Below are 20,489 nucleotides of genomic sequence, written 5' to 3' on the forward strand. Positions count from 1 at the left end.
TCAATGGTGAAAGTCATCGGTATAAAGAATTGATGATTTTAAATGCATTCTTCTCATTCAAAAGTTGTATGTATGAATCATCTTTTTTTAGTAGTAGCTTTCTGTCTTCTTTCCGATGTTTCCTATGCTCTCTTTCTATAAAGTAATAGTAAGGACATTTATTAAGAAAGCGAGTGAATTTTATGAAAACGGTTGTTATGATCACAGGAGCATCTAAAGGCCTTGGTAAAGCATTGACCTTGGCATTCGCAAAGCAGGGAGTACGGCTTGCCATTTGTGCAAGAGGGGAAGAGCTGTTGCATAAGGTGGAGCTGGAAGCCCGGGAGCTTGGAGCAGAAGTCGTCGCAGTCAATGCAGATATCTCTAAAGCTAAGGATGTCGATCGTTTCGTATCGATTGCGGAAGAAGCGTTTGGAAGGATTGATGTATTAATTAATAATGCATCCATATTTGGACCAGGACCTACACTGTTGGCTGATTATCCGGATCATGATTTTGCGGAAGTACTCCGAGTGAATGCGATGAATCCTTTCCTTGTCACGAAGCGTGTATTGCCGGGCATGTTAACCCGAAATAAAGGAAGAATCCTTAATGTCACATCGGATGCAGGGAAAACAGGATATGCGGAATGGGGTGCTTACGGTATTTCCAAGTTCGCTGTGGAGGGCTTAACACAAACATGGGCCGACGAACTGCAGGATACAGGGGTCAGTGTATGTATGGTTGATCCTGGTGAAATGGATACGGAGATGCACTGGATTGCCGTTCCGGATTGTGACTATGAACTGGGTGACCCAAATGATACAGCAAAAGTATTTGTATCCATCGCATTGAATGAATCCATGGAAGTAAACGGAATCAGATATGAAGCCCAATCCCTTTTAGATAAACAAGGGGACATTCAATAATGGCTACCCGTTCCTTCCAAGTGCCTAAATATTTAGATGCAAGTACCCCTGCGGAATATAGAGGGATCAGTAGGGATCATGTCCGTTTAATGACTCTCGACAGAGCTACAGGGGAATGCTTTCATCATTATTTTGATCAGCTGGATTCCAGCTTGCGCGAGGGAGATTTGCTTGTGCTAAATAATAGCCGCACTCTTCCGCCTGTGTTAAAAGGAAAAAGAGGGAAGCAAACGATTGAAATTCGATTATCCCGAAAATTATCTGATCATGAGTGGGAAGCACTCATTGTAGAAGACGCATTGAAAGTAGGGGAAGAGATAGATCTACCCGGAGAATTATCAGCAACCATTATAGGAAAAGGAAATGAGGCGCCTTTGGTCATTCTTTCCTTTTCAAAGAGTGGATTGGATTTATATGATGCGATTTATCGATACGGGGAGCCGGTCTACTATGAATATATTAAAACACCATGGCCGTTAGAGATGTATCAAACTGTTTATGCTTCCATTCCAGGTTCAGTGGAAATGCCTTCAGCAGGAAGAGCTTTTTCCTGGAAGCTACTCAGTAGATTAAAGCGAAAGGGAGTCAAAATCGCTTATCTGCAGCTGCATGCTGGATTAAGTTATTATGAAAATGACCGATGGCCTGATCCGAGTAACCATCCTGAGGCATTTTGCATTCCAGAAGAAACAGCAGAATTGGTAAACAAAACGAAAAAAAATAAGGGACGTGTCATTGCAGTTGGAACAACCGTCGTTCGAGCCCTTGAAACAGCGGTTAATCATGTTGGAAATGTTGAAGCACAGGAAGGGATCACGCGTCTATATATTCAAAAAGGGTACCCGCTGAGAGCAGTGGACGGACTTTTAACAGGGTTTCATGAACCGCAGGCAAGCCATCTGGATCTACTTAGTGCTTTTATTGATGAAAAACTTCTTATGAAGGCTTATGAGGAAGCATTATCAGCCGAATATCTTTGGCATGAGTTTGGTGATATGAATCTGATCCTGTCAATGGGAGAGAAATGATGAGGTGGCATCATGCTGGTATTGATGTTCGTAATTTAGATCACTCCATTTCATTCTATGAAAGTATGTTTGACTTTAAAATGGAGCAATTCCTTACGTTGAGCGGTGAAAAAATTGCCTTTTTAAAAAATGAAGATGTGAAAATCGAATTAATTGAATTAGAGGACATTCCGCCCCCATGCCATTCAGTCCATATAGCGTGGCAAGTCGAAGACATAGAAAGCTGGATGAAAAGGCTGAGAGGAAAGGGACTCTCTTCTTCAGAAGGCCCCTATAAGCTGAAAAATGGCTGGGTGACTGTTTTTTATGAGGGACTTGATGGTGAGGTAATAGAGCTTATTCAAGTGTGCAATAGAAAACATTCAAAATGTTCCTGTGCCAGATACTGATCCATTGTTTGGCACGAGCGGTCCATTGTTCTCTTTCTGGAAGAGATGAAAATTAACTTATTGGTAACCTAAACATACTAATATTAGCAGTACAAACCATGCACTTGGTCTGTACTACTAGTGTTAGTATGTTTTAAATACGAAATTGGTTCGCCATTATCCTCAATCCGCGTCATAAGTATCTACAACTGACTAAATAGAGAGTACTTCATTATTTTCCATCAAAAAAATTAATGAGCAATATTGTCCTACTAAGTGCTATTTGATTGCATAAGCTAAGTTCTATATTACAAGCTCGCAATGATCTTACGTTCGTCCTCCGTTAATTCAAAATCAAAAATCTCTAAGTTTAAGGCTTGGCGCTCTTTGTTATGGGATTTAGGAATCACCACAACACCACGTTCAATTTGGTAACGTAAAATGATTTGTGCCCACGTTTTATTGTAGTTTGTTCCGATTGCACTTAGAGTTTCTTGAGCTTCATCACTGACTCTAGTTAGTGGTCCCCATGCTTCTGGGATGACCTGATTCTCTAAGGAATAACTGATAATTCCATCGTTCCATTTTCCGGGATGGGATTCAATTTGGTTGACTGCTGGTTGAATGCGAGCATGTTCTAAAAGATAGCCTAATTCTTTTTCATTAAAATTTGACACACCAATTTCTTTTAAAATTCCTTGATCGACATATTCTTCTAAGACACGCCAAACGCCAAGGATTTCTGCCAAATCGCCCCATGGATGATGAATTAAATACAAATCAATATAGGATGTATCTAGAGCTGTCAAACTTTCTTCCACACCACGACGCACCGCAGCTTCACTAGCGGTGTATTCTTCTTTACCAGGAATTTTTGAGGTCAAGAAGAAGTTACTTCTAGGTAAACCACTTTCTTTGATCGCTTTACCTACAACGGCTTCATTGCGATAAGAAATCGCTGTATCAAAATGTCGATATCCTAAGGCGATCGCATTTTCCAATTCAGTGGTATCATCATTGATCTCTCCCATATAGTTACGGTCTGCTTTCCCAAAGGTATTAGTACCACTGCCAACAATCGGTAATTTCGAGCCCATGCTTAATGTAACAAATTCCATGAATACTTCCTCCCTCGTTCATATTATTGCCTTAATTTTTTAGTAAACTTAGTTTTTCGTAAGAAAATGAACCTCTTCATGGTTTAATATAGGCATTTGTTATTCGAATTGTACCATTATATGATGTTACTGAAAAGGTGATTTTCCCAAAGGGAGAGTTTCAAAATGCATTAAAGGGCTTTTCGAAATAATTGTTGAACAAAAGGAGGAGACACCTTGGTTATGAGATAAAGGGGATTTTAAGGGAGAGCAGATACTTATTTGCTGGAAGGCGATTTTATCCGAGCCAAATAATGGGTCTGATAGCCTTAACGGCGAATAAAAGCAGCATGATGACGAATAAAGAACGAGCATGACGAGTAAAAGTAGCCTGACGACGAATAAAAACGGGTGACGGCGAATAAATCCATCTCAACGACGAATAAAAAATATATTCGAGCGATTGTGTACATGATTTCGGTTTGGCTAGTCTGATTATTCAGGTACAGGAGGGCTGTTGCAGCTGAAAAACAATACTTTCGATTTAATTTTATTGGATTTCCAAGCAGGAGATCTATGAAAAAATTTGGAAGGGGACTTATGTAGGGGATGACAATACCATTAGTGTACATATCTCCAACCTGCGCAAAAAAATAGCCGAAGTCACGCCGGATGAATATATTAAAACCGTTTGGGGAGTCGGTTTCATGCTAATTTAAATTCTTTATGATTTCTTTATGTTTTGCTTAAAGGATATTAAAGACACCTAAGCTAAACTAAGAATATCAAGAAAATTTAGCGAAGGAGTCGGGCAAGATGGACGCTATTATCCAAACATATCGATTGACGAAGACATTTAAGAATGAGGAAGTGATCAAACCGCTTGATTTCTTAGTGGAAAAAGGCGAAATTTGTGCCTTGATTGGTAAAAATGGAGCTGGTAAATCAACCATCTTCAAAATGTTAGCAGGACAAATAATGCCAACTACAGGCGATATTCATTTATTTGGTGCCTCAGGAAGTGATTTGGTGGATGCCAAAAAAAGAATGGGGTTTATGGTTGAAACACCAGCCTTTTTCCCGGATTTTACAGCGAGGCAAAACTTAGAATATTTTCGAATTCAGCGTGGAGTTGTGGAAAAGAAACGTATTTATGAGGTTTTGCAAATTGTTGGTTTAGCAAATCAACAGAAGAAACGCTTCAAAGACTACTCTATGGGAATGAAGCAACGATTAGGTATAGCACTTTGTCTGCTAAGCAGTCCGGATTGTCTCGTGCTGGATGAACCGATTAATGGTTTAGATGCTGAAGGAATTAGGGAAATGCGCAGGCTGTTGCTGAAGCTCAATCAAGAAAAACAAATAACCATATTGGTTTCCAGCCATATTTTAACGGAATTGCAGCTACTGGCCACACGATTTGTCTTTATCAAAGACGGGGAGATTGTGGAAGATTTAGATAAAAAAGAATTAGATGACAAAAGCAGGAAACAAATTCAGATTAAAGTGGATAATACGGCTAAGACAGCACAGGTATTAGAGCAAGCCTATGCTGATATCCAGTATCAAGTCCTCCCCGATCAAGTCATAACGATACAAAATCATATAGAGGAAGCTGGCGAAATTAATCGTCTCTTAATCGATAATGGTGTGTTAGTGATGGAGTTTCGTATGGAAGCACTGAATTTAGAATCGTATTTCTTAGGATTGGTGGGGGATAACGAATGATTAATTATATGAAAAGTGAAAACTATCGTTTACTACGCAAAAAAAGTCTTTATTTGACGAGTGTCATTGGTTTTCTTCTCATTACAGCAGCGGCGTTGGTATTGTATTATTCTAAACAGCATCAAGCGGATTTTCCTTATGCAACCAGCACTTTCTTTTATTCAAATGTGATTGGTAGCGGGATAGTAGTTATCATCGTAAGCTTTCTTTTTAATTTGGCTCTTACTGGTAAGGATATGTCTCTCATCAAACAAGCTGTATCCTTTGGCGTCTCCCGAAACACGATTTTTTGGTCAAAGCTAATTCTAACCTTAAGTTATTTTCTGCTGGTATGTGTAGTGGGTCTCCTTTTAATGATTGGATTGGGAGAGAGTCTTTTCGTTAGTGAGGAACAATCAGTTAGGAATTTCTTGGTCGCTAGTTTCAATATGATCCCGCTTGTCCTTAGCGGATTTTTTATCATTCATATGATGAGAATGCTGAAAATTGGTGAAGTCTATATCATTATCGTAGTGCTATTCCTTTTTCTCTTTTTTGATGATCTGTTACGAATGATGCTCCACTGGGTTTCAGGGATAAATGAGCTATATAAATATGCACCAAGCACACAATTAAACGACAACTTAATTAATTTTATGAACCATTCGGCTCAATTTGATTATCGTTACTGGGTTACTGGCATTGTAATTTCTGTGTTTTCTTTACTATTAGGGGCAATCAAATTCGGTAAACAAAACATTGATTGATAAGGAAGGGGTGAATAGCAATGGGCAGCTGGTTGATGAGCATTATTCTTGCTTCTCTGCTAGTGATTAGTGTTGGGATGTTGCTGTATCTTCATTGGGATTTAAGAAGAATGACACACCAATTAGCGAATATTATTGAGAATTTCGGTACGAATGAATTGGTGCGAACCAATACGCATAGTAAGGGAGTCATCCGGTTTATTACCAAGGTCAACCAGCTGATTCATTTATTTAAGCAAGACCAGCAACAGAGTCAAAAGAGAGAGAAAGAACTGAAGCAGGAAATGACGAATATCTCACATGATTTGCGGACACCTTTAACATCCATTAAAGGTTTCTCGGAATTATTAACTGATCCGTCTTTATCAGAAGTGGAGAAAAAGGAATTTTTGGAGATTATTCAAAAAAAGATTAACAATCTCACCATGATGGTGGATGTATTCTATGAGCTTTCGCAAATCGAGTCATCGGACAAGCAATGGGATATGGAACAGGTGTATTTAGACCAAGCGGTGGTAGAAACAATGCTAATGTTCTATGGAGATTTTGAAAAAAGTCAATTAACGGTGGAGGTAGATGAGGCAGTCGTATCGCCTATTTTGGCTGATAAAAAGGCAACGAACCGAATTATTACTAATATTATTCAAAATGCGTTGCGCTATGCTAAAAGCTATTTCACGATTAATCTGATGGAAAAAGAGGAATACATTCGGTTACGGGCAGCAAATGATATCGAGGCATTTGATCAGAACGAACTAGAACGTATTTTTGACCGAACATATAGCATGGATAGGAGCAGAACGAGTGGACAGCATGGGTTAGGCCTGCATATTGTTCAACAGCTGATCAACAAACAAGATGGTAAGGTCGTTGCCGAAGTATATGAGGACGAATTTAGGATTGACGTATTTTTTAAGAAATGGAATTAGGGGATAGACAGCGTGCCATTCTATAACACATCAAGTCTTTTCCTTAAAAAATCTTATCGAATGTTTCGACCTTATTAAACTGATACAATTGAAGAAATGATCTAAAGTTTTTATGGATAATAATTTGCCACATATATACAGTAGGATGAGTGGGGCAAAAAAGAAGAGACAAGTAGTAAAGAGGAGATTTTTATATGAAGAGCGCTGAAGATCTTGAGCAATTATTAGAATCCTTAGATGGACGAAAATATAGTGCTTATAAACGAATCAAAGGAGTATACGAATATAGGCAATATCAGCTTGCGATTGATCATATTCAAGTCGATCCCTTTGCACCGCCATCTAAGATGCGCATTATGATGAAGAGAGAAACGGCCGGAATTCCCGATGAATGGCTTGATTCAAAACATAAAATGATTGCTGTTTCTGATTTTTTGACGAGAACGTTCTGGAAAGGAATTCAACAATGGAACAAAGCTGGTCAAGGAACAGGAAAGAGTGGAATGATCTTGATTGATCGCTGTGGCCAAGAAATATTGGAACGCACCTCTGTTTTAATAAAAGCGGATCACTTGGAAGTTCGCCTTGAAATCGGTTTGCCAGCTCGTGGAAGACGGATTTTAGGGAAAGCGGCAACGCGGATTTTTAGGGAAATCCTTCCACGAATTGTCAACCAATCGCTGTTATATCGTAATGTGAATCAAGAAGCGATGATCAATCAAGTGATTTTGATGTTGGATCAAATCTATATCCGTGAGGAATTACAACGAAAGAAGCTGGTTGCTTTTGTTGCAAACGGCTCTATTCTACCACGAGAAAGCGGTGTTTCCGATAAGCCGTTAAAAGGTGGTATACCTTTTACAAGTCCGAAAAAATTTGAAATGCGAATCGCGTTGCCAAGTGGACGAACCATAACTGGAATGGGGATTCCTAAGGGGATTACTTTGATTGTAGGCGGCGGTTATCACGGGAAATCTACGCTGCTTCAAGCACTGGAGCTCGGTGTATATCATCACATTGCTGGTGATGGCAGAGAAATGGTCATTACCCGCCAAGACGCAGCGAAGATTCGCGCTGAAGATGGACGAAATATTGAAAAAGTGAATATTAGCCCCTTTATCAACAATCTACCAGGCAAAAAGAACACCCGACAGTTTTCTTCGGAAAATGCTAGTGGAAGTACCTCTCAAGCAGCTAATGTGATGGAGGCATTGGAAGCTGAAGCCTCGCTGCTGTTGATTGATGAAGATACATCCGCTACAAATTTTATGATCCGAGATGGACGTATGCAGAAATTGATTGCCCCGGATAAAGAACCAATCACCCCATTTACAAATAAAGTAAAACCGTTGTTTGATAGGGTAGGTGTTTCTACTATCCTGATCGTAGGTGGTTCAGGGGATTATTTTGATGTGGCCGATCATATTATCATGATGGATGAATACCAGTTGAAGGATGTAACAGAGGCGGCTAAGACGATTGCAAGCACCGATGGCTATAAAAGAGAAAATATATCGAATCATAGCTTTGGTGAGATTTCCGCCAGAATCCCTTTAAAAGTTAGTTTTTCACGAACAGGGAAAGAAAATCGCGTAAAAGCAAAGGGAAGACATACGATTTTATATGGTAGGGAACAGATCGATATGTCTGGACTAGAACAACTAGTCGATGATAGTCAAACCAACTGTATTGCGGTCATGCTGGACTTTTTCAAAAATGAACTACTGGATGAAAAGACCACTATCTCTCAAGCTGCTGACCGGATTTATACGCATATCGAACAATTTGGACTGGATTCCATCTCGCCTTATACTGTTCATCCGGGGAACCTGGCCCTACCAAGAAAACTAGAATTTTGCGCGGCTCTTAATCGCTATCGGGGATTAAGGATAAAAGCTTAATTTAATATATAATTTATTTGTCATCATAAAATCATCCATGCTCCCCCAACAGACTTCTTATTCAGTGGGGGAAGCATGGACAATTTTATGCAGGTGGTTCAACGGCTAAAGATCTGCAGAAGAAAATATCAATAACTAAGAATATCTTTCGATTTTCGAAATAAGGAAGGATTAGATGGACTCTTATAGAACTTATTCATAACCTGCAATTAATGGATCGCTGTGCTGGTTTCCGAAAGTTATCTTCCTAAGCAAACTGAAAGCTATATGTAAAATTCTACTCACAAAAAGAGTAGTTGCAAAAAAGAGTAGCTACTCCAATATAGAAAGAGGTTGACCGAATTATTTGCGGAAAACAGTACTTAATGACTTAATGCAGTGCGGAATAATCATAGAGTCGCATTAATTCTTTTCTTTCCAGTCAGTGTTAAGGCTAGGTTGTCATGTCTAAAACTTGAGCTGCATAACATTCGTTATGGTTATCTAGTTTTCTCAGTAAAGGTTGTTAATCTTTCTATTATATCATCATTTTTTGAAAGATGCCTCGATAGTTTCTGCTTCGCTCTTAATAAGCGAGTTTTCACTGTATTCTTCTTCACACTTAACAGTGTTGAAATCTCCTCAATGCTCATCTCATAATAATATTTAAGTAATACAATTTGAGACCATTCCCGTGGGAGAATATCTAAAGCTTCCGATAAAAGCTCTACAAATAATTTGTTTTCCAACTCTCGTTCTACTTTAGAATGCCATGTGGAGAATAGGAAAGAACATTGGTTAAAAAAAAGCTCCATGTTAATTTCTTGACGTTTCATTTTGCGCAAATAATCTACTGATAAATTTGAAGCGGTTACATTTAGCCATTTTTGAAGAAGATGTTCATCCCTTATATCGGGGGGATTTTCAATTAATTTAATAAAAGTTTCCTGAACAATATCCTCAGCTATTTGATAGTCCTTGGTTATACCGTATGCGGAGTTGAATACACTTTGATGAAAACGGCTTTTTTTCATTGTGCTCATCATGCAAATAAAACACGATTTATATTCCTCCTCAGATAGTAATAGGCTTTTACAAGCAATATAGGAAGTATATCATAAAAAATCTTTCCTTTTTTCTAAAAACGGGAACTTTTTACTCTTGTCTGACGTTTTATATATAAAGGCACAAGAAAAGGTAGTGAAGATCGTTTGATATTTCGACTTGCGAAAGGTTTTTGCTACTATGTTCATATTACTAAATGCTCTAACTGCAAATAAAAACTAAATCCACTAGTAGAATTCCAACCAACTTGATAGGTTTAAAATATTTATTACAAATTGTTTTACTAAAGATTATAAATATTCTTTTGATTTTAAAAAAATAACATATAATGTAACTGGTAGCTGAAATTAATCAGTTTATAGAAAGGGGCGAGGATTATGAAATATATTATTCCTAAGTCAATTTTAACTACAACTGACAAGGGAGAATATATTCTATTAAACACAAAGAATGGTAAGTTTTTTGGATTAGACGTCATGGGGACATATGTATGGGATTTGATAAAAAGAGGTGATAGTAAAAAAGCTATAATTGATAATATTGTGCAAACATATAATGTATCTCGTGAAGTAGCAGAAAAAGATATAAGAGAATTATTAATTGAACTAAGTAAGCATGAGTTGGTGATAGTAGATGAGTAAAATAAAGCGTACGTTCCTGTTTATGTCGATTTATCTAACATTGCTTCACGTGGATTATTTATTAAAAAAGCATGGATTTGAGTACATATTTGATAAATATACCACTAAATATTCTTTAGAAAACAAAAAAACAGTTGATGAAACTAGCCTTCAAGTCATAAACCAAGTAGTCAAGTTGATTAATACAGTATGCAGATTTTATCCCTTAGAAGCAGAATGTATACAACGCTCATTGCTGAGTTATAAGTATATTAGGCGTGTAGCTGATATCGAGGTAGATATGGTTGTTGGAGTAAAAAAGCATCCATTTGAGTCTCATGCATGGATAGAGTTAAACGGGATGAGCTTAACTGAACCAGAAGATGCTATAAAGGATTTTATGATAATTCTAACTTCGAAGGGGGGGATTCCTCAATGAAATGGTTTTTGGGTATTATTGATTTAAAGGAACAGTCGCTAAATTTAGATGAACTGCATCGATATAGAAGTCTAGAGACTTCGTGTAATGCAAGTGTGGAACACGATGAAATAATTAATAACAATTCAGCTTTTTTTATCAGTAGTGTTTCAGACTTATACACAAATACACGTATAATCCAAGTTGATAATTATTACATAGTGGGAGATATCCGCATAGATAATCGAAAAGATATTATTAACAGATATAGCATTGCTGAGAAATATACCGAATGTGATGAAGCCATATTCCTATATCTTTATAAAAATTTAGGGGAAAGTTTCATTGAACAAATAATAGGGGAATTTTCATTTGTACTGTGGGACCAAGATAATCTTGAATTGTTTTGTGCAAGGGACCAATTGGGGACCAAAACACTTTTTTGGTTAAAAGAAAATGATGTCGTATATATTGCGAGTGATTTGCATGTTATAGGAAATAAAATTGACCTTTCAAATTTAAATAATAATTACTTTAATGAGTATTATGTATCTGATGGCTGTGTAGATACAACGAGCACACCTTACAAAAATGTATTTAGGCTTCCAAGTGCATCTTGGTTGATGATGAATGATAAAAAAGTCAACGTCACAAATTACTGGAACATTATAGAGAACAAAAAAGAAATTAAATATAAAAAAATGGAACAGTATGAGGAGCATTTTCTTGAAATTATGGGGGAAGCTGTACGCAGTAGAATGACATCAGAAGATAAAAATGCAGTTTGGATGAGTGGAGGGCTAGATTCACCTACAATATTCGCTTTAGCAAAACAATTCGAAAGCTGTGAAATAACACCAATAAGTAGTGTTTATGATGAACATAGAGAATCAGATGAAAGAGAATATATAGAGCCTATTCTTCAAATGTATTCAACTCAAGGTGTTTTTCAAAACTGTGATAATGAAATTTTTCTGAGAGATTTTTCTGATCAATCTTCGTGGAGCTTTGAGCCTCATGTAAACTCGTTTACGCATGCAATATTAGATAAAATGCTTTGGAACACGAGTCATATTGTCAAAGCAAAAAATCTTTTTACTGGATTTGGTGGAGATCATGTGTTGGATGGCACTGAACTAGTTATCGCAGATCAATTAAAAAGAGGGAAGATTATTAACTCAGTAAAAAACGCTTATCAATATTCTTACAGAACCCAAGAGTCATTTTTACGGGTATTATGGTTTTTTGGGATAGTACCTAATTTGAACAGAGGTTATGATCAAAAACAATTGCTCAGACCTATGCGTGACAACTTTAATAAAGATGTGAGATATGCTCGCTTATTCTCTCAAAAGGAATTCATTAAGCAACTTTCAGGAATTACCGCTCATTTATATTGTGATCGTATTGTGGCCCGAAAATACGGTATTGCTGTACAGACTCCATTTCTTGATAAAAGGTTTATAGAGTTTATATATAGCACTCCTGGTAATATCAGATGGCAAGGCGGAATTTATAAAAGAATATTACGACAAGCTATGGAAGGTAAATTACCAGAGAAAGTCTTGTGGAATTTAAATAAAATCGGTTCGATTTCTACAATATATAAAGGTCTTAATGAAAACTGGCCCATCTTATATCAGGTAATAGAAAAATGTCGAATTGCTGAATTTGGACTAATTACTCGGAGCGAATGGAAGAACCTAATGAACAATTGGAAACAAGGTAAGCTAGTAAGAGATGACATTTATGTATTATTATCCTTAGAGATATGGCTGTATAAATTAGAGAGGTTAGTAAGTTAAACATGTGTGCCTAAGTCTAAATATTATAGAGGGAGGACTTTTTATGGAAGCATATCAATCACCAAGTTTAGTAGAATACGGATTGTCGAAGGATTTAGTCAAAGGGGCGTGTGGATGGGGTACCGAAGGCGTATTTTTCAACAGAACTGGGTCTATAGGTAGATATAATGTTCTGGATTGTGATGAAGATGGGTATTGCATTTGGGTAAAAACTGACTGTTTTGATAAAGAACCTACATTCCCATGTCAAGAGGCCGGTAATGGCCAAAGATGTTAATAAAGTGAAATTCTCGTAAGGAATAAATTTAAACTTAGGCACACATTTTTACTTATTAATTCTAGATTTGAATAAAAAAGGACAATGGGGCTAATTAATGTGATATTAATATTGACTTCAGTTTTATTGCAAATAGTGCTGTTCATGTATTTATACAGGAAAATCGGAATGTTTATGGATCTTGATAATGGTGTAACGTCAGTAAAAACAATAAGGGGCAAAGGATTAAATACTTTTACTGGCGTTATACTTTTGGTTGATTTGACATTAAGTCCTGAGCGTTATTCTGAATGTAAAAATATCTTAAGCTATTTATCTAATGCAAATTGTAAGTATTATACAATAGACTATTCAGATGCCCTTGCCAAAGATCGTAACTTTTTATTTGAATTAAATGTAAATAGACTTCCTTGCTTGATTGTAATGCAAGCGGGATTAACAGTATCTCAATTTTCCTTACCTATTTCTAACATCCAAAAAGTATTACATGAGGCAGGAATAAATTCGTAGGAATGATTAATGTGTTTATTATTATTTTAATACTATGCATGTATATATGTTTGATTTTTTTGAAAAGTAGTCTAGTAAAGCTTAAAAATCCATATGGTTTTATGGTAGTAATTGAACAGTATAATATTTTCCCGAAATTTATGTTGAGAACCATTACTCCGATCATAATTGTCTTTGAATTATGTATTGGGCTATGGATAGTGGTGCCTTTTCTTCGTCCATTTGGAGCCATAATTGGTATCATAATGCAAACATTATTCTTAATACTGCTTATAAAGAATTTTGGAAGAACCTTAGAACGAGGGTGTGGTTGCTTTGAAATAAATACTCCGAAAAAAATAACTATGAAGCATATATTATTTAATACAAAACTAGTGGTTATATTGCTCACTATACTAATTTATGAATGGGGCAAGTAGTATGGAATATTTAAACCTGATTATGACTTACGTAGTAGGATTAAATCTAATAATCGCAGGGATAGGGAAATTAAATGATATCAGTGGATTTGCGAGAGTCGTTTCCACAATAATTCCCTCACCTAAGAAACTATCGTATACAATTGGCATCTGTCTTCCATTTATTGAAATTTTACTAGGTTTGCTCCTAATTATATTTGAAACAAATTGGATTGTATGGGCATCACTTCTACTTTTTATTTGCTTCTTATTAGTAAATATCTTGTCAGTATTCACTGACCTTGAAATTACATGCAATTGTTATGGTTCAATTTTACCTGGTAAAATTGGTAAGGATGGTATTTTTAATAGTCTCATCTTAGTACTTTTTATAGTAGTTATCATTCTTACTCCGAAAATCAATATTCCATTTACTGATTTCAATTATATTTCCCTATTATTACTCAGTTTATCTATTATAAGCCTGTTCTTTGCTAGCATATTAACTAAATTATATAAACCTAGAGGGTGATTCACTTGTTGCTGGAAGTTGTGGTGTTGGTGATTTTAATTGTTGTTATTATACAATCAATTCTTTTATATTCCTTAGGTATGCATAGGGGTACAGTAAATGAGGGAGTAACAGCTGGGACCGTTGTACCTTCAGTGAAACTAGAGACAATGGATAACAAATCAGTTCGTCTTCCGCATATTATTCAGGACAATCATTATAATATTATATGTGTTGTAAGTCCTAATTGTAAACATTGTAAAAAAATAATACCACTTCTTGAAGAACAAGCACAAAATTATTCAGTATCAATAGGCCTTCTCTTTTTTGGAAATCAACAACAAGAGGTACATCACTACATTAATTCCAATAATATAAAACTAGATGCCTATTTAGTATCTATGCACGAAGTGAGAAGAAGATTGAATATATCTACCTACCCATTTATTTTAGTTATTAATCGGCAAGGTGTTATTATGAATAATGGGAAATTACATCCAAGGGATATAGCTACTTGGTTTAGTCAAGCTAAAAGTGCGTAAATTTTTCTCTTTTTTATTTAATATACTGGAAGTGTATATATGAAAACAAACATTGAAAAGGTGTGGGAGCATTCTAAAGAATCCACGCTCATGATATGGAAAGATCATCCTTATTTAGTTATGTCATGGTTGTTGATCGCACTAGTCACATCGGTATTTCCTGCCATACATATATGGTTACAAAAGACTATAATTGATAGTATAACGATATTGGGTGGCGATAAAAGATTACTTATTAGTGTAGTATTATTATTGGCTTTAACTCACATATTAAAAATAGGTGAAACGATTGGAATGGTTTTTAGTAATTATGTGAATTCAGTTGTAAATACTGACCTAACATTTAGAACAAAGCGCTTAGTAGGAGAAAAATGTATTAATTTATCTTTGGACTACTTTGATAATTCAATACTCTATGATCGTATAAAAATGGCCGTGCAGTCACTAACCTATAATGTTGCTAATCTATTACAAGACATTATCGATCTAATAAAAAATATAATTTCCATCACTTCTGTCATAATAATTCTAGTATATGCACATTGGACTCTACCTATTATTTTAATTACAGCTGGTTTTCCCGGTATAATTCTATTGATTTTTTTAAAAAATAGGAGATATAAGGAAACAGTGGAAAACACATCACTTGCTCGAAAAATGGAATATACATTTCGTCTTTTAAGTAGGAAAGATGCGGCTAAGGAAATCCGTATTTTCCAGTTAGGGACTTTTCTACTGGAACGCTGGGAGAAAATACATTATAAATTGCGAAAAGTCAATCTAAGTCATACTGTATACGAGGGTAAGGTCAGTGTGAGTTCTCATATTATATTATCCTTGGCAACTTTGGTAATTGCGGTCATTTTGGTTTGGCAAGTCGATTCTGGGGTGCTGACAGTAGGAGATTATGTTGCTTTATCTGGGGCTGCTCTAACAATTCAAACACAGTTTGGTACAATAGCACAATCTGTTGCAGGCATTTTTGAAAAGACACTGTATATAAATAATGTAAAGAGTTTTTTATCAGAGGATATCCCACACTCTCTTAATGTAAATTCAAGCGCAAAAATCAACTTTTCAAAAATTCATATTAAAAATATATCTTTTAGTTATGAGAATCAAGAAAAAAAGGTGCTAGATAATGTATCATTCGAAATAAACCGGGGAGATAGCATTGCCATTGTTGGTGAAAATGGCTCTGGAAAAACAACATTAGTAAATTGTTTGTTAGCGCTATACAAAGTAAAAACAGGAAGTATTTTATTTGATGACACTGACATTAATACTATAGATGAGTCATACCTTAGAAAACAACTAACTGCCGTGTTTCAAGATTATATGCAATATCAATATCCACTAAGAGATAATGTAGCGATGGGAAACATTTCTGATATTGATAATGATAATAAGATCATGAAATGTTTGGAAATGGCTGGTCTTGATCAATTTGTAACAACTATGAAGGATGGATTAGACTCTCCGTTAGGCTCAGAGTTTAATAGAGGTCAGGAGCTATCTGGAGGGCAATGGCAACGGATTGCAATTGCGCGTGCTTTAATGCGCGAAGCAGAGATTGTTATTTTAGATGAGCCGACTGCTTCACTAGATCCACAATCAGAACTTGATATTTTTAATCGTTTTCATGAACTATCTAAAGGGAAAACGACAGTGACCATTTCACACTGCCTAGGTCCTGCACAGCTTGCTGATCAAATATTAGTGTTAAGTAAGGGGAGATTGATTGAACAAGGAACGCATCAGCAATTAATGGATATCAAGGGAAAATATTATAAGATGTTCACTTCACAGGCTCATTGGTATCAGAATTCCTTTGCGGAAGGGGATGTAGAATATAGTGGTTAGTAAACTATGGCAATTATCCCTCAAAATGTTGCTAGTCAAAAAAGGAAGAACATTTTTCTCGATTTTGGCAATTGTTTTAAGTGTTGGGTTATTATGTTCCATATTCCAGTTACATATGATGTTTAATCGAGATTTGCAAGAACGATTCGAAAATAAATATGGTTCTGCAGATATTAGGATTAGTTCACCTCCTCCTGCAGTTGGAGATGAATGGAGTGGTTTAGATACTTCCATACTGAAGGAGATCAATCGCTTTGAGCAAATTCATTCAGTCGGTCTAGCATTAGAAGGGAAAATGGCGAGCAGTATTCTATATCAAAATCAAAGCGCTATAATAGAGGATACAGAGTTTCATTATGTTGGTGTTGACAATGCAAAGCTCACAAAGGAGTATTACAAATTTGAACAAGACCTGTCAGACTATGAAGTGGCCATATCCCAAAGCTTGGCTGATCATTGGAATGTAAAGGTATCTGATTCCATCACAATCGACTTACTTAGCGGGGGAAATGTCACTTGGAAAGTGGCTGAGGTCGTACAGCCAACGAACAGAACTGAGAAAGCTATAGATGATGATTGGATATTCTTTCATTTACCATCATTACAAGAAGTATTGGGACTATCAGAAACGGTCAATCCTGTGTTGATTGAGTTGGAAACTGGAGCTAATGTGGCCATGAGAGGTAGTGAGTTGAAAGGTCAGTTGCCAGCCGAAGTTCGTGTAGATGCCCTCCAAGGATGGGAGGAAGAAGGAGATCAATACCTTTTTTGGGGGGGTTTGGCTATATCATAAGCGTCATTGCCTTTATCGCCAGTATGATATTGGTTTACGGTATGATGCAAACCACATACCGAGAACGTTTAAAAGAGCTGGCCGTTATTCGTGCAGTTGGTGGGAGTCCTGAGCAACTGATGAAAATGGTCATTTACGAGTGGGCGATTATCGGAGCGATTGGTTCATTAGTCGGTTTTGTCTTCGCTTGGTTGTTGAGTGGCCAAGGAGTGGTATGGGCTTCTAGGTTATTAGATTTAGAGCTTATCGTTGAAGAGCGATCAAGAAGTGGTGGCATAGGAATGGGAATCATTGCTTTTGGAGCTTGGATGGTTGTACTACTAGCTTCCCTTGGAATTGTCAGGAAGGTTCGTTATACAGAGCCTGTACAAAGTTTTCGCGAATCGTTGGATAGGGAGGTTGCACATAGTGGTAAAAGTATATGGTGGATCATTTCTGCAGTGATCGGATTATTATTTTGGATGGCCAGCTTCTTTCTTTCGGATACTCGAATTACAGAGATGGATATTAAAGTGTTGTTCAGTATGATAGGTGGACTATTATTGATCATCGCCCTATTAAGTAGAGCAGTTTGGCTAAGTGTTACCTTATTGCGATGGGTCACTTTGTTACCGGAAAGAGTGACGAGTCGTTTATTTCGATTATCAGCGCAAAGGTTGATGGTAGAAAGAGCGCAACTGTTTCCGGTGATCTTAATGGCGCTTGTGATAATGGTATATATTCCTGTCACCACGTTGTTTCAATCGATGAATCGTCCTGAGGCTGCCTCTCATGCCGAACGTTTACAAGCGGACTTTTTAATCAGTGCAGAACAAGAAAATTCATTCTCCCCTGGGATGCCGTGGTATTTAAAGCATGAAACGGAAGAAGTAGAAGGGGTGGAGAAGGTTCTACCATTACCGAGTTCTCGTGCTGCTAGGTTAAATGATCACGATACCCAAGCTACTTCTACAGGTGAGGATCATTTGATATCTTACGGTGTAACAGATTTGCAGGCATTGGCAGAATGGGATTTAGTTTCATTGCCAGATGACCTAGTAGAGAATGCAGGCGTTCTGCCACAAGATATGGCCAATGAACTAGGAATCCAAATTGGCGATTCTCTACCATTGATAGTCGATGATCAATCCACTTCCGTTACAATAGTTGAAATTATTGACGAGATGGATCTATTCCAACTGAACAAATTATTAATCACTGAAAGCCATCCTGATATTCAGCTTGGTAACTTAAACCAAATTTTAGTGGAGATGAAAGATGGTTATGACGAACAAATGAGGCAACAGCTTCAGCTTTTGCAACGAGAATATCCGGAGATGGTCTGGATCCAGACGACAGACTCGCTTCGGACGTTTGATACTACACGCCAACAGTCCCAAGCTATGCTACAGGGAATTACAGTCATCATAATAGTTGCTGGTATTGGTGGTGTATTAAACGCACTTAATGCGGGAATCCATGCAAGGAGACGTGAATATGCCGTTTTGCGTTCCATTTATTTAACCCCTATGCAAATGATGAAGCTGATTGCATGGCAAGGGGGTATCTTGGCTGTTCTATCTTTATTCATCGGTACAATAACGGCAACTATTCTACTCTTTTCAATATACAATAGTTCAAGTGGATTTCATGGTATCTTTGACCATATCCCTCTTGGAAACGTGGGTGTGTTATATCTCATACTGATTGGATTGTCCGTGCTATCAACAATACCTACGGCAGGAAAAATAACGCGAATGCATATTATGGATGTATTTAAAACAGCTGATTAGCACGTTTTGTGCCATTACAGTATGGGGTTGCACTATGAAGTTATGAGGCAGGGAGGTTTTTAGATTGACAGAAGCATTCTTAGAAATTAGTAATCTTTCCAAAACGTTTGAGCTAGGGGGGAATCGTGTTGTGGCGTTGCATTCCGTCGATTTCCAAGTTGAAAAAGGGGAGTTTGTCGCCATCATGGGTCCGAGTGGATCTGGTAAATCGACACTAATGCATATCTTAGGAGGGATGGAACGCTCTTCCAAAGGGGATATCTATTTTGAAGGCAAAAATGTTAACCACTTACTATTCAACGAACCACACTCCACTCGATTTCGCAGAGAAAAAATGGGGTTTATTTTTCAGTCCTTTAATTTGTTACATGGGATTACGGCATGGGATAATGTTTCCCTTCCCCTTGTTCTTGCTGGTTTGAAAAAGCAAGAAATTTTGCAACGGACAAAACAATTACTAGAGTTTGTTGGTCTATATGAGCGGCGGAAGCATTTTCCCAGCCAGCTTTCCGGCGGGCAACAGCAAAGAGTAGCGATTGCCCGGGCTCTAATCCATCGTCCCGCACTACTCATAGCAGATGAGCCCACAGGGAATTTAGATTCGACTACGACAGAGGAAGTGTTACAGCTGTTCAAGCAAATGAGGGAGAGTTATGGGCAAACGATTCTATTTGTTACGCACGAACCCACTGTAGCAGCACATGCGGATCGCATTATTTATATAAAAGATGGAAGCATTGAGCAGGAATGGCGTCAGCATGCCCAGTTCGAGGATGAACAGGAACGACTCAGGTGTGTACTCGATCAGCTTGCGGTAAAGTGAGAGCAGGAAAAACCAATAAGAACAAGATTGATGACCAATCTCTATCGATAATATGGCTGGCTTGCTCATATATACAGAAAGCCATATTCCGAGGGCATTGGTCATCATTCGTGTATTGATAAACGGTTATTTTATCTATCCTCCTGCACTTAATATCCCATATTTCATGTCATTCCCATTTGTAGTGGCTCTTTTATTTTCTTCCAATTGCTCAATTGTTATTTTAGACGAACATACTGCACACTGGATCCACACTCAGAACTTATAATTGCAACCGTTTACTCAGACTAGTTAAGTGAACTATCACAGCTTTCAGATCACATATTGGTTGGAAACTAATTGAACAAGGATATAAGGATCCTATAAATTGAAGGGGAGAATATCATGTCTACTTCACAGGCTCATTGG

21 protein-coding genes and 1 pseudogene are annotated in these 20,489 nt (G+C 37.1%); 20 read left to right on the forward strand and 2 right to left on the reverse strand.

The annotated features are described in order from the left end of the window. Positions 1-182 precede the first annotated feature (182 nt). From MUB24_RS13560 to MUB24_RS13570, 3 genes are read left to right on the forward strand one after another with little or no spacing between them, the layout of a single operon-like run. The gene (locus MUB24_RS13560) at positions 183-908 is read left to right on the forward strand and encodes an SDR family NAD(P)-dependent oxidoreductase (RefSeq protein WP_244704945.1); all 726 of its coding nucleotides are present in this window, start codon (positions 183-185) and stop codon (positions 906-908) included. Then, positions 908-1,936 (forward strand): S-adenosylmethionine:tRNA ribosyltransferase-isomerase, encoded by a 1,029-nt coding sequence (locus tag MUB24_RS13565; RefSeq protein ID WP_244704947.1) that lies wholly within the window; start codon positions 908-910, stop codon positions 1,934-1,936. The genes MUB24_RS13560 and MUB24_RS13565 overlap by 1 nt, the downstream gene beginning before the upstream one ends. Then, positions 1,936-2,325, forward strand: a complete 390-nt coding sequence (locus MUB24_RS13570; RefSeq protein ID WP_244704949.1) for a VOC family protein — start codon at positions 1,936-1,938, stop codon at positions 2,323-2,325. Before MUB24_RS13565 ends, MUB24_RS13570 begins: the two co-directional genes overlap by 1 nt. 287 nt (positions 2,326-2,612) lie before the next feature. Here the strand turns inward: MUB24_RS13570 and MUB24_RS13575 are convergent, their stop codons facing one another. Then, positions 2,613-3,422, reverse strand: coding sequence for an aldo/keto reductase family protein (locus MUB24_RS13575; protein WP_244704951.1), 810 nt, complete (start codon positions 3,420-3,422; stop codon positions 2,613-2,615). 536 nt (positions 3,423-3,958) lie between these two features. Here MUB24_RS13575 and MUB24_RS13580 point away from each other — a divergent pair. The 5 genes and pseudogenes from MUB24_RS13580 to MUB24_RS13600 form a co-directional block, all read left to right on the forward strand. Continuing rightward, a pseudogene (locus MUB24_RS13580) lies at positions 3,959-4,120 on the forward strand (winged helix-turn-helix domain-containing protein); the annotation flags it as partial. 97 nt (positions 4,121-4,217) lie between these two features. After that, on the forward strand, positions 4,218-5,129 hold the full coding sequence (locus MUB24_RS13585; RefSeq protein WP_244704953.1) for an ATP-binding cassette domain-containing protein: 912 nt from the start codon (positions 4,218-4,220) through the stop codon (positions 5,127-5,129). After that, entirely contained in the window at positions 5,126-5,875 is a 750-nt protein-coding gene (locus tag MUB24_RS13590; RefSeq protein WP_244704956.1) for an ABC transporter permease, read from the forward strand. Before MUB24_RS13585 ends, MUB24_RS13590 begins: the two co-directional genes overlap by 4 nt. Before the next feature lie 20 nt (positions 5,876-5,895). Further along, on the forward strand, positions 5,896-6,804 hold the full coding sequence (locus MUB24_RS13595) for a sensor histidine kinase (protein WP_244704958.1): 909 nt from the start codon (positions 5,896-5,898) through the stop codon (positions 6,802-6,804). A gap of 194 nt (positions 6,805-6,998) precedes the next feature. Continuing rightward, positions 6,999-8,705, forward strand: a complete 1,707-nt coding sequence (locus tag MUB24_RS13600) for an ABC-ATPase domain-containing protein (RefSeq protein WP_244704960.1) — start codon at positions 6,999-7,001, stop codon at positions 8,703-8,705. Positions 8,706-9,184: 479 nt separating this feature from the next. Here the strand turns inward: MUB24_RS13600 and MUB24_RS13605 are convergent, their stop codons facing one another. Then, the gene (locus tag MUB24_RS13605; RefSeq protein WP_244704962.1) at positions 9,185-9,718 is read right to left on the reverse strand and encodes an RNA polymerase sigma factor; all 534 of its coding nucleotides are present in this window, start codon (positions 9,716-9,718) and stop codon (positions 9,185-9,187) included. A 408-nt stretch (positions 9,719-10,126) separates the two neighbouring features. Here MUB24_RS13605 and MUB24_RS13610 point away from each other — a divergent pair, with 408 nt between their 5' ends. The 12 genes from MUB24_RS13610 (at position 10,127) to MUB24_RS13655 (ending at position 20,081) form a co-directional block, all read left to right on the forward strand. Beyond that, positions 10,127-10,390 (forward strand): PqqD family protein, encoded by a 264-nt coding sequence (locus MUB24_RS13610; RefSeq protein ID WP_244704963.1) that lies wholly within the window; start codon positions 10,127-10,129, stop codon positions 10,388-10,390. Further along, on the forward strand, positions 10,383-10,808 hold the full coding sequence (locus tag MUB24_RS13615; protein WP_244704965.1) for a lasso peptide biosynthesis B2 protein: 426 nt from the start codon (positions 10,383-10,385) through the stop codon (positions 10,806-10,808). The genes MUB24_RS13610 and MUB24_RS13615 overlap by 8 nt, the downstream gene beginning before the upstream one ends. Next, a complete protein-coding gene (locus MUB24_RS13620; RefSeq protein ID WP_244704967.1) occupies positions 10,805-12,592 on the forward strand; it encodes an asparagine synthase-related protein in 1,788 nt (595 codons plus the stop codon). The genes MUB24_RS13615 and MUB24_RS13620 overlap by 4 nt, the downstream gene beginning before the upstream one ends. 43 nt (positions 12,593-12,635) lie before the next feature. Continuing rightward, positions 12,636-12,869: a hypothetical protein gene (locus MUB24_RS13625; protein ID WP_244704969.1), complete on the forward strand. Its 234-nt coding sequence runs from the start codon at positions 12,636-12,638 to the stop codon at positions 12,867-12,869. A 168-nt stretch (positions 12,870-13,037) separates the two neighbouring features. Then, positions 13,038-13,379: a hypothetical protein gene (locus MUB24_RS13630; RefSeq protein ID WP_244704971.1), complete on the forward strand. Its 342-nt coding sequence runs from the start codon at positions 13,038-13,040 to the stop codon at positions 13,377-13,379. Positions 13,380-13,381: 2 nt separating this feature from the next. After that, positions 13,382-13,798, forward strand: a complete 417-nt coding sequence (locus tag MUB24_RS23680; protein WP_396426759.1) for a MauE/DoxX family redox-associated membrane protein — start codon at positions 13,382-13,384, stop codon at positions 13,796-13,798. A gap of 1 nt (position 13,799) precedes the next feature. Further along, a complete protein-coding gene (locus tag MUB24_RS23685; protein ID WP_396426760.1) occupies positions 13,800-14,309 on the forward strand; it encodes a MauE/DoxX family redox-associated membrane protein in 510 nt (169 codons plus the stop codon). Positions 14,310-14,314: 5 nt separating this feature from the next. After that, the gene (locus MUB24_RS13635; protein ID WP_244704973.1) at positions 14,315-14,830 is read left to right on the forward strand and encodes a TlpA family protein disulfide reductase; all 516 of its coding nucleotides are present in this window, start codon (positions 14,315-14,317) and stop codon (positions 14,828-14,830) included. A 39-nt stretch (positions 14,831-14,869) separates the two neighbouring features. Next, complete coding sequence (locus tag MUB24_RS13640; RefSeq protein ID WP_244704975.1) at positions 14,870-16,693, forward strand: ABC transporter ATP-binding protein; 1,824 nt, start codon at positions 14,870-14,872, stop codon at positions 16,691-16,693. Next, positions 16,686-17,486, forward strand: coding sequence for an ABC transporter permease (locus MUB24_RS13645; RefSeq protein ID WP_244704977.1), 801 nt, complete (start codon positions 16,686-16,688; stop codon positions 17,484-17,486). The genes MUB24_RS13640 and MUB24_RS13645 overlap by 8 nt, the downstream gene beginning before the upstream one ends. Further along, positions 17,462-19,258 carry an FtsX-like permease family protein gene (locus tag MUB24_RS13650; RefSeq protein ID WP_244704979.1) on the forward strand — a complete coding sequence of 599 codons (1,797 nt, stop codon included), beginning with the start codon at positions 17,462-17,464 and terminating at the stop codon, positions 19,256-19,258. Before MUB24_RS13645 ends, MUB24_RS13650 begins: the two co-directional genes overlap by 25 nt. Before the next feature lie 64 nt (positions 19,259-19,322). After that, positions 19,323-20,081 (forward strand): ABC transporter ATP-binding protein, encoded by a 759-nt coding sequence (locus MUB24_RS13655; RefSeq protein ID WP_244704981.1) that lies wholly within the window; start codon positions 19,323-19,325, stop codon positions 20,079-20,081. Positions 20,082-20,489 lie beyond the last annotated feature (408 nt).

Source organism: Lederbergia sp. NSJ-179 (assembly GCF_022867885.1).
Taxonomy (GTDB): Bacteria; Bacillota; Bacilli; order Bacillales; family Bacillaceae_C; genus Lederbergia.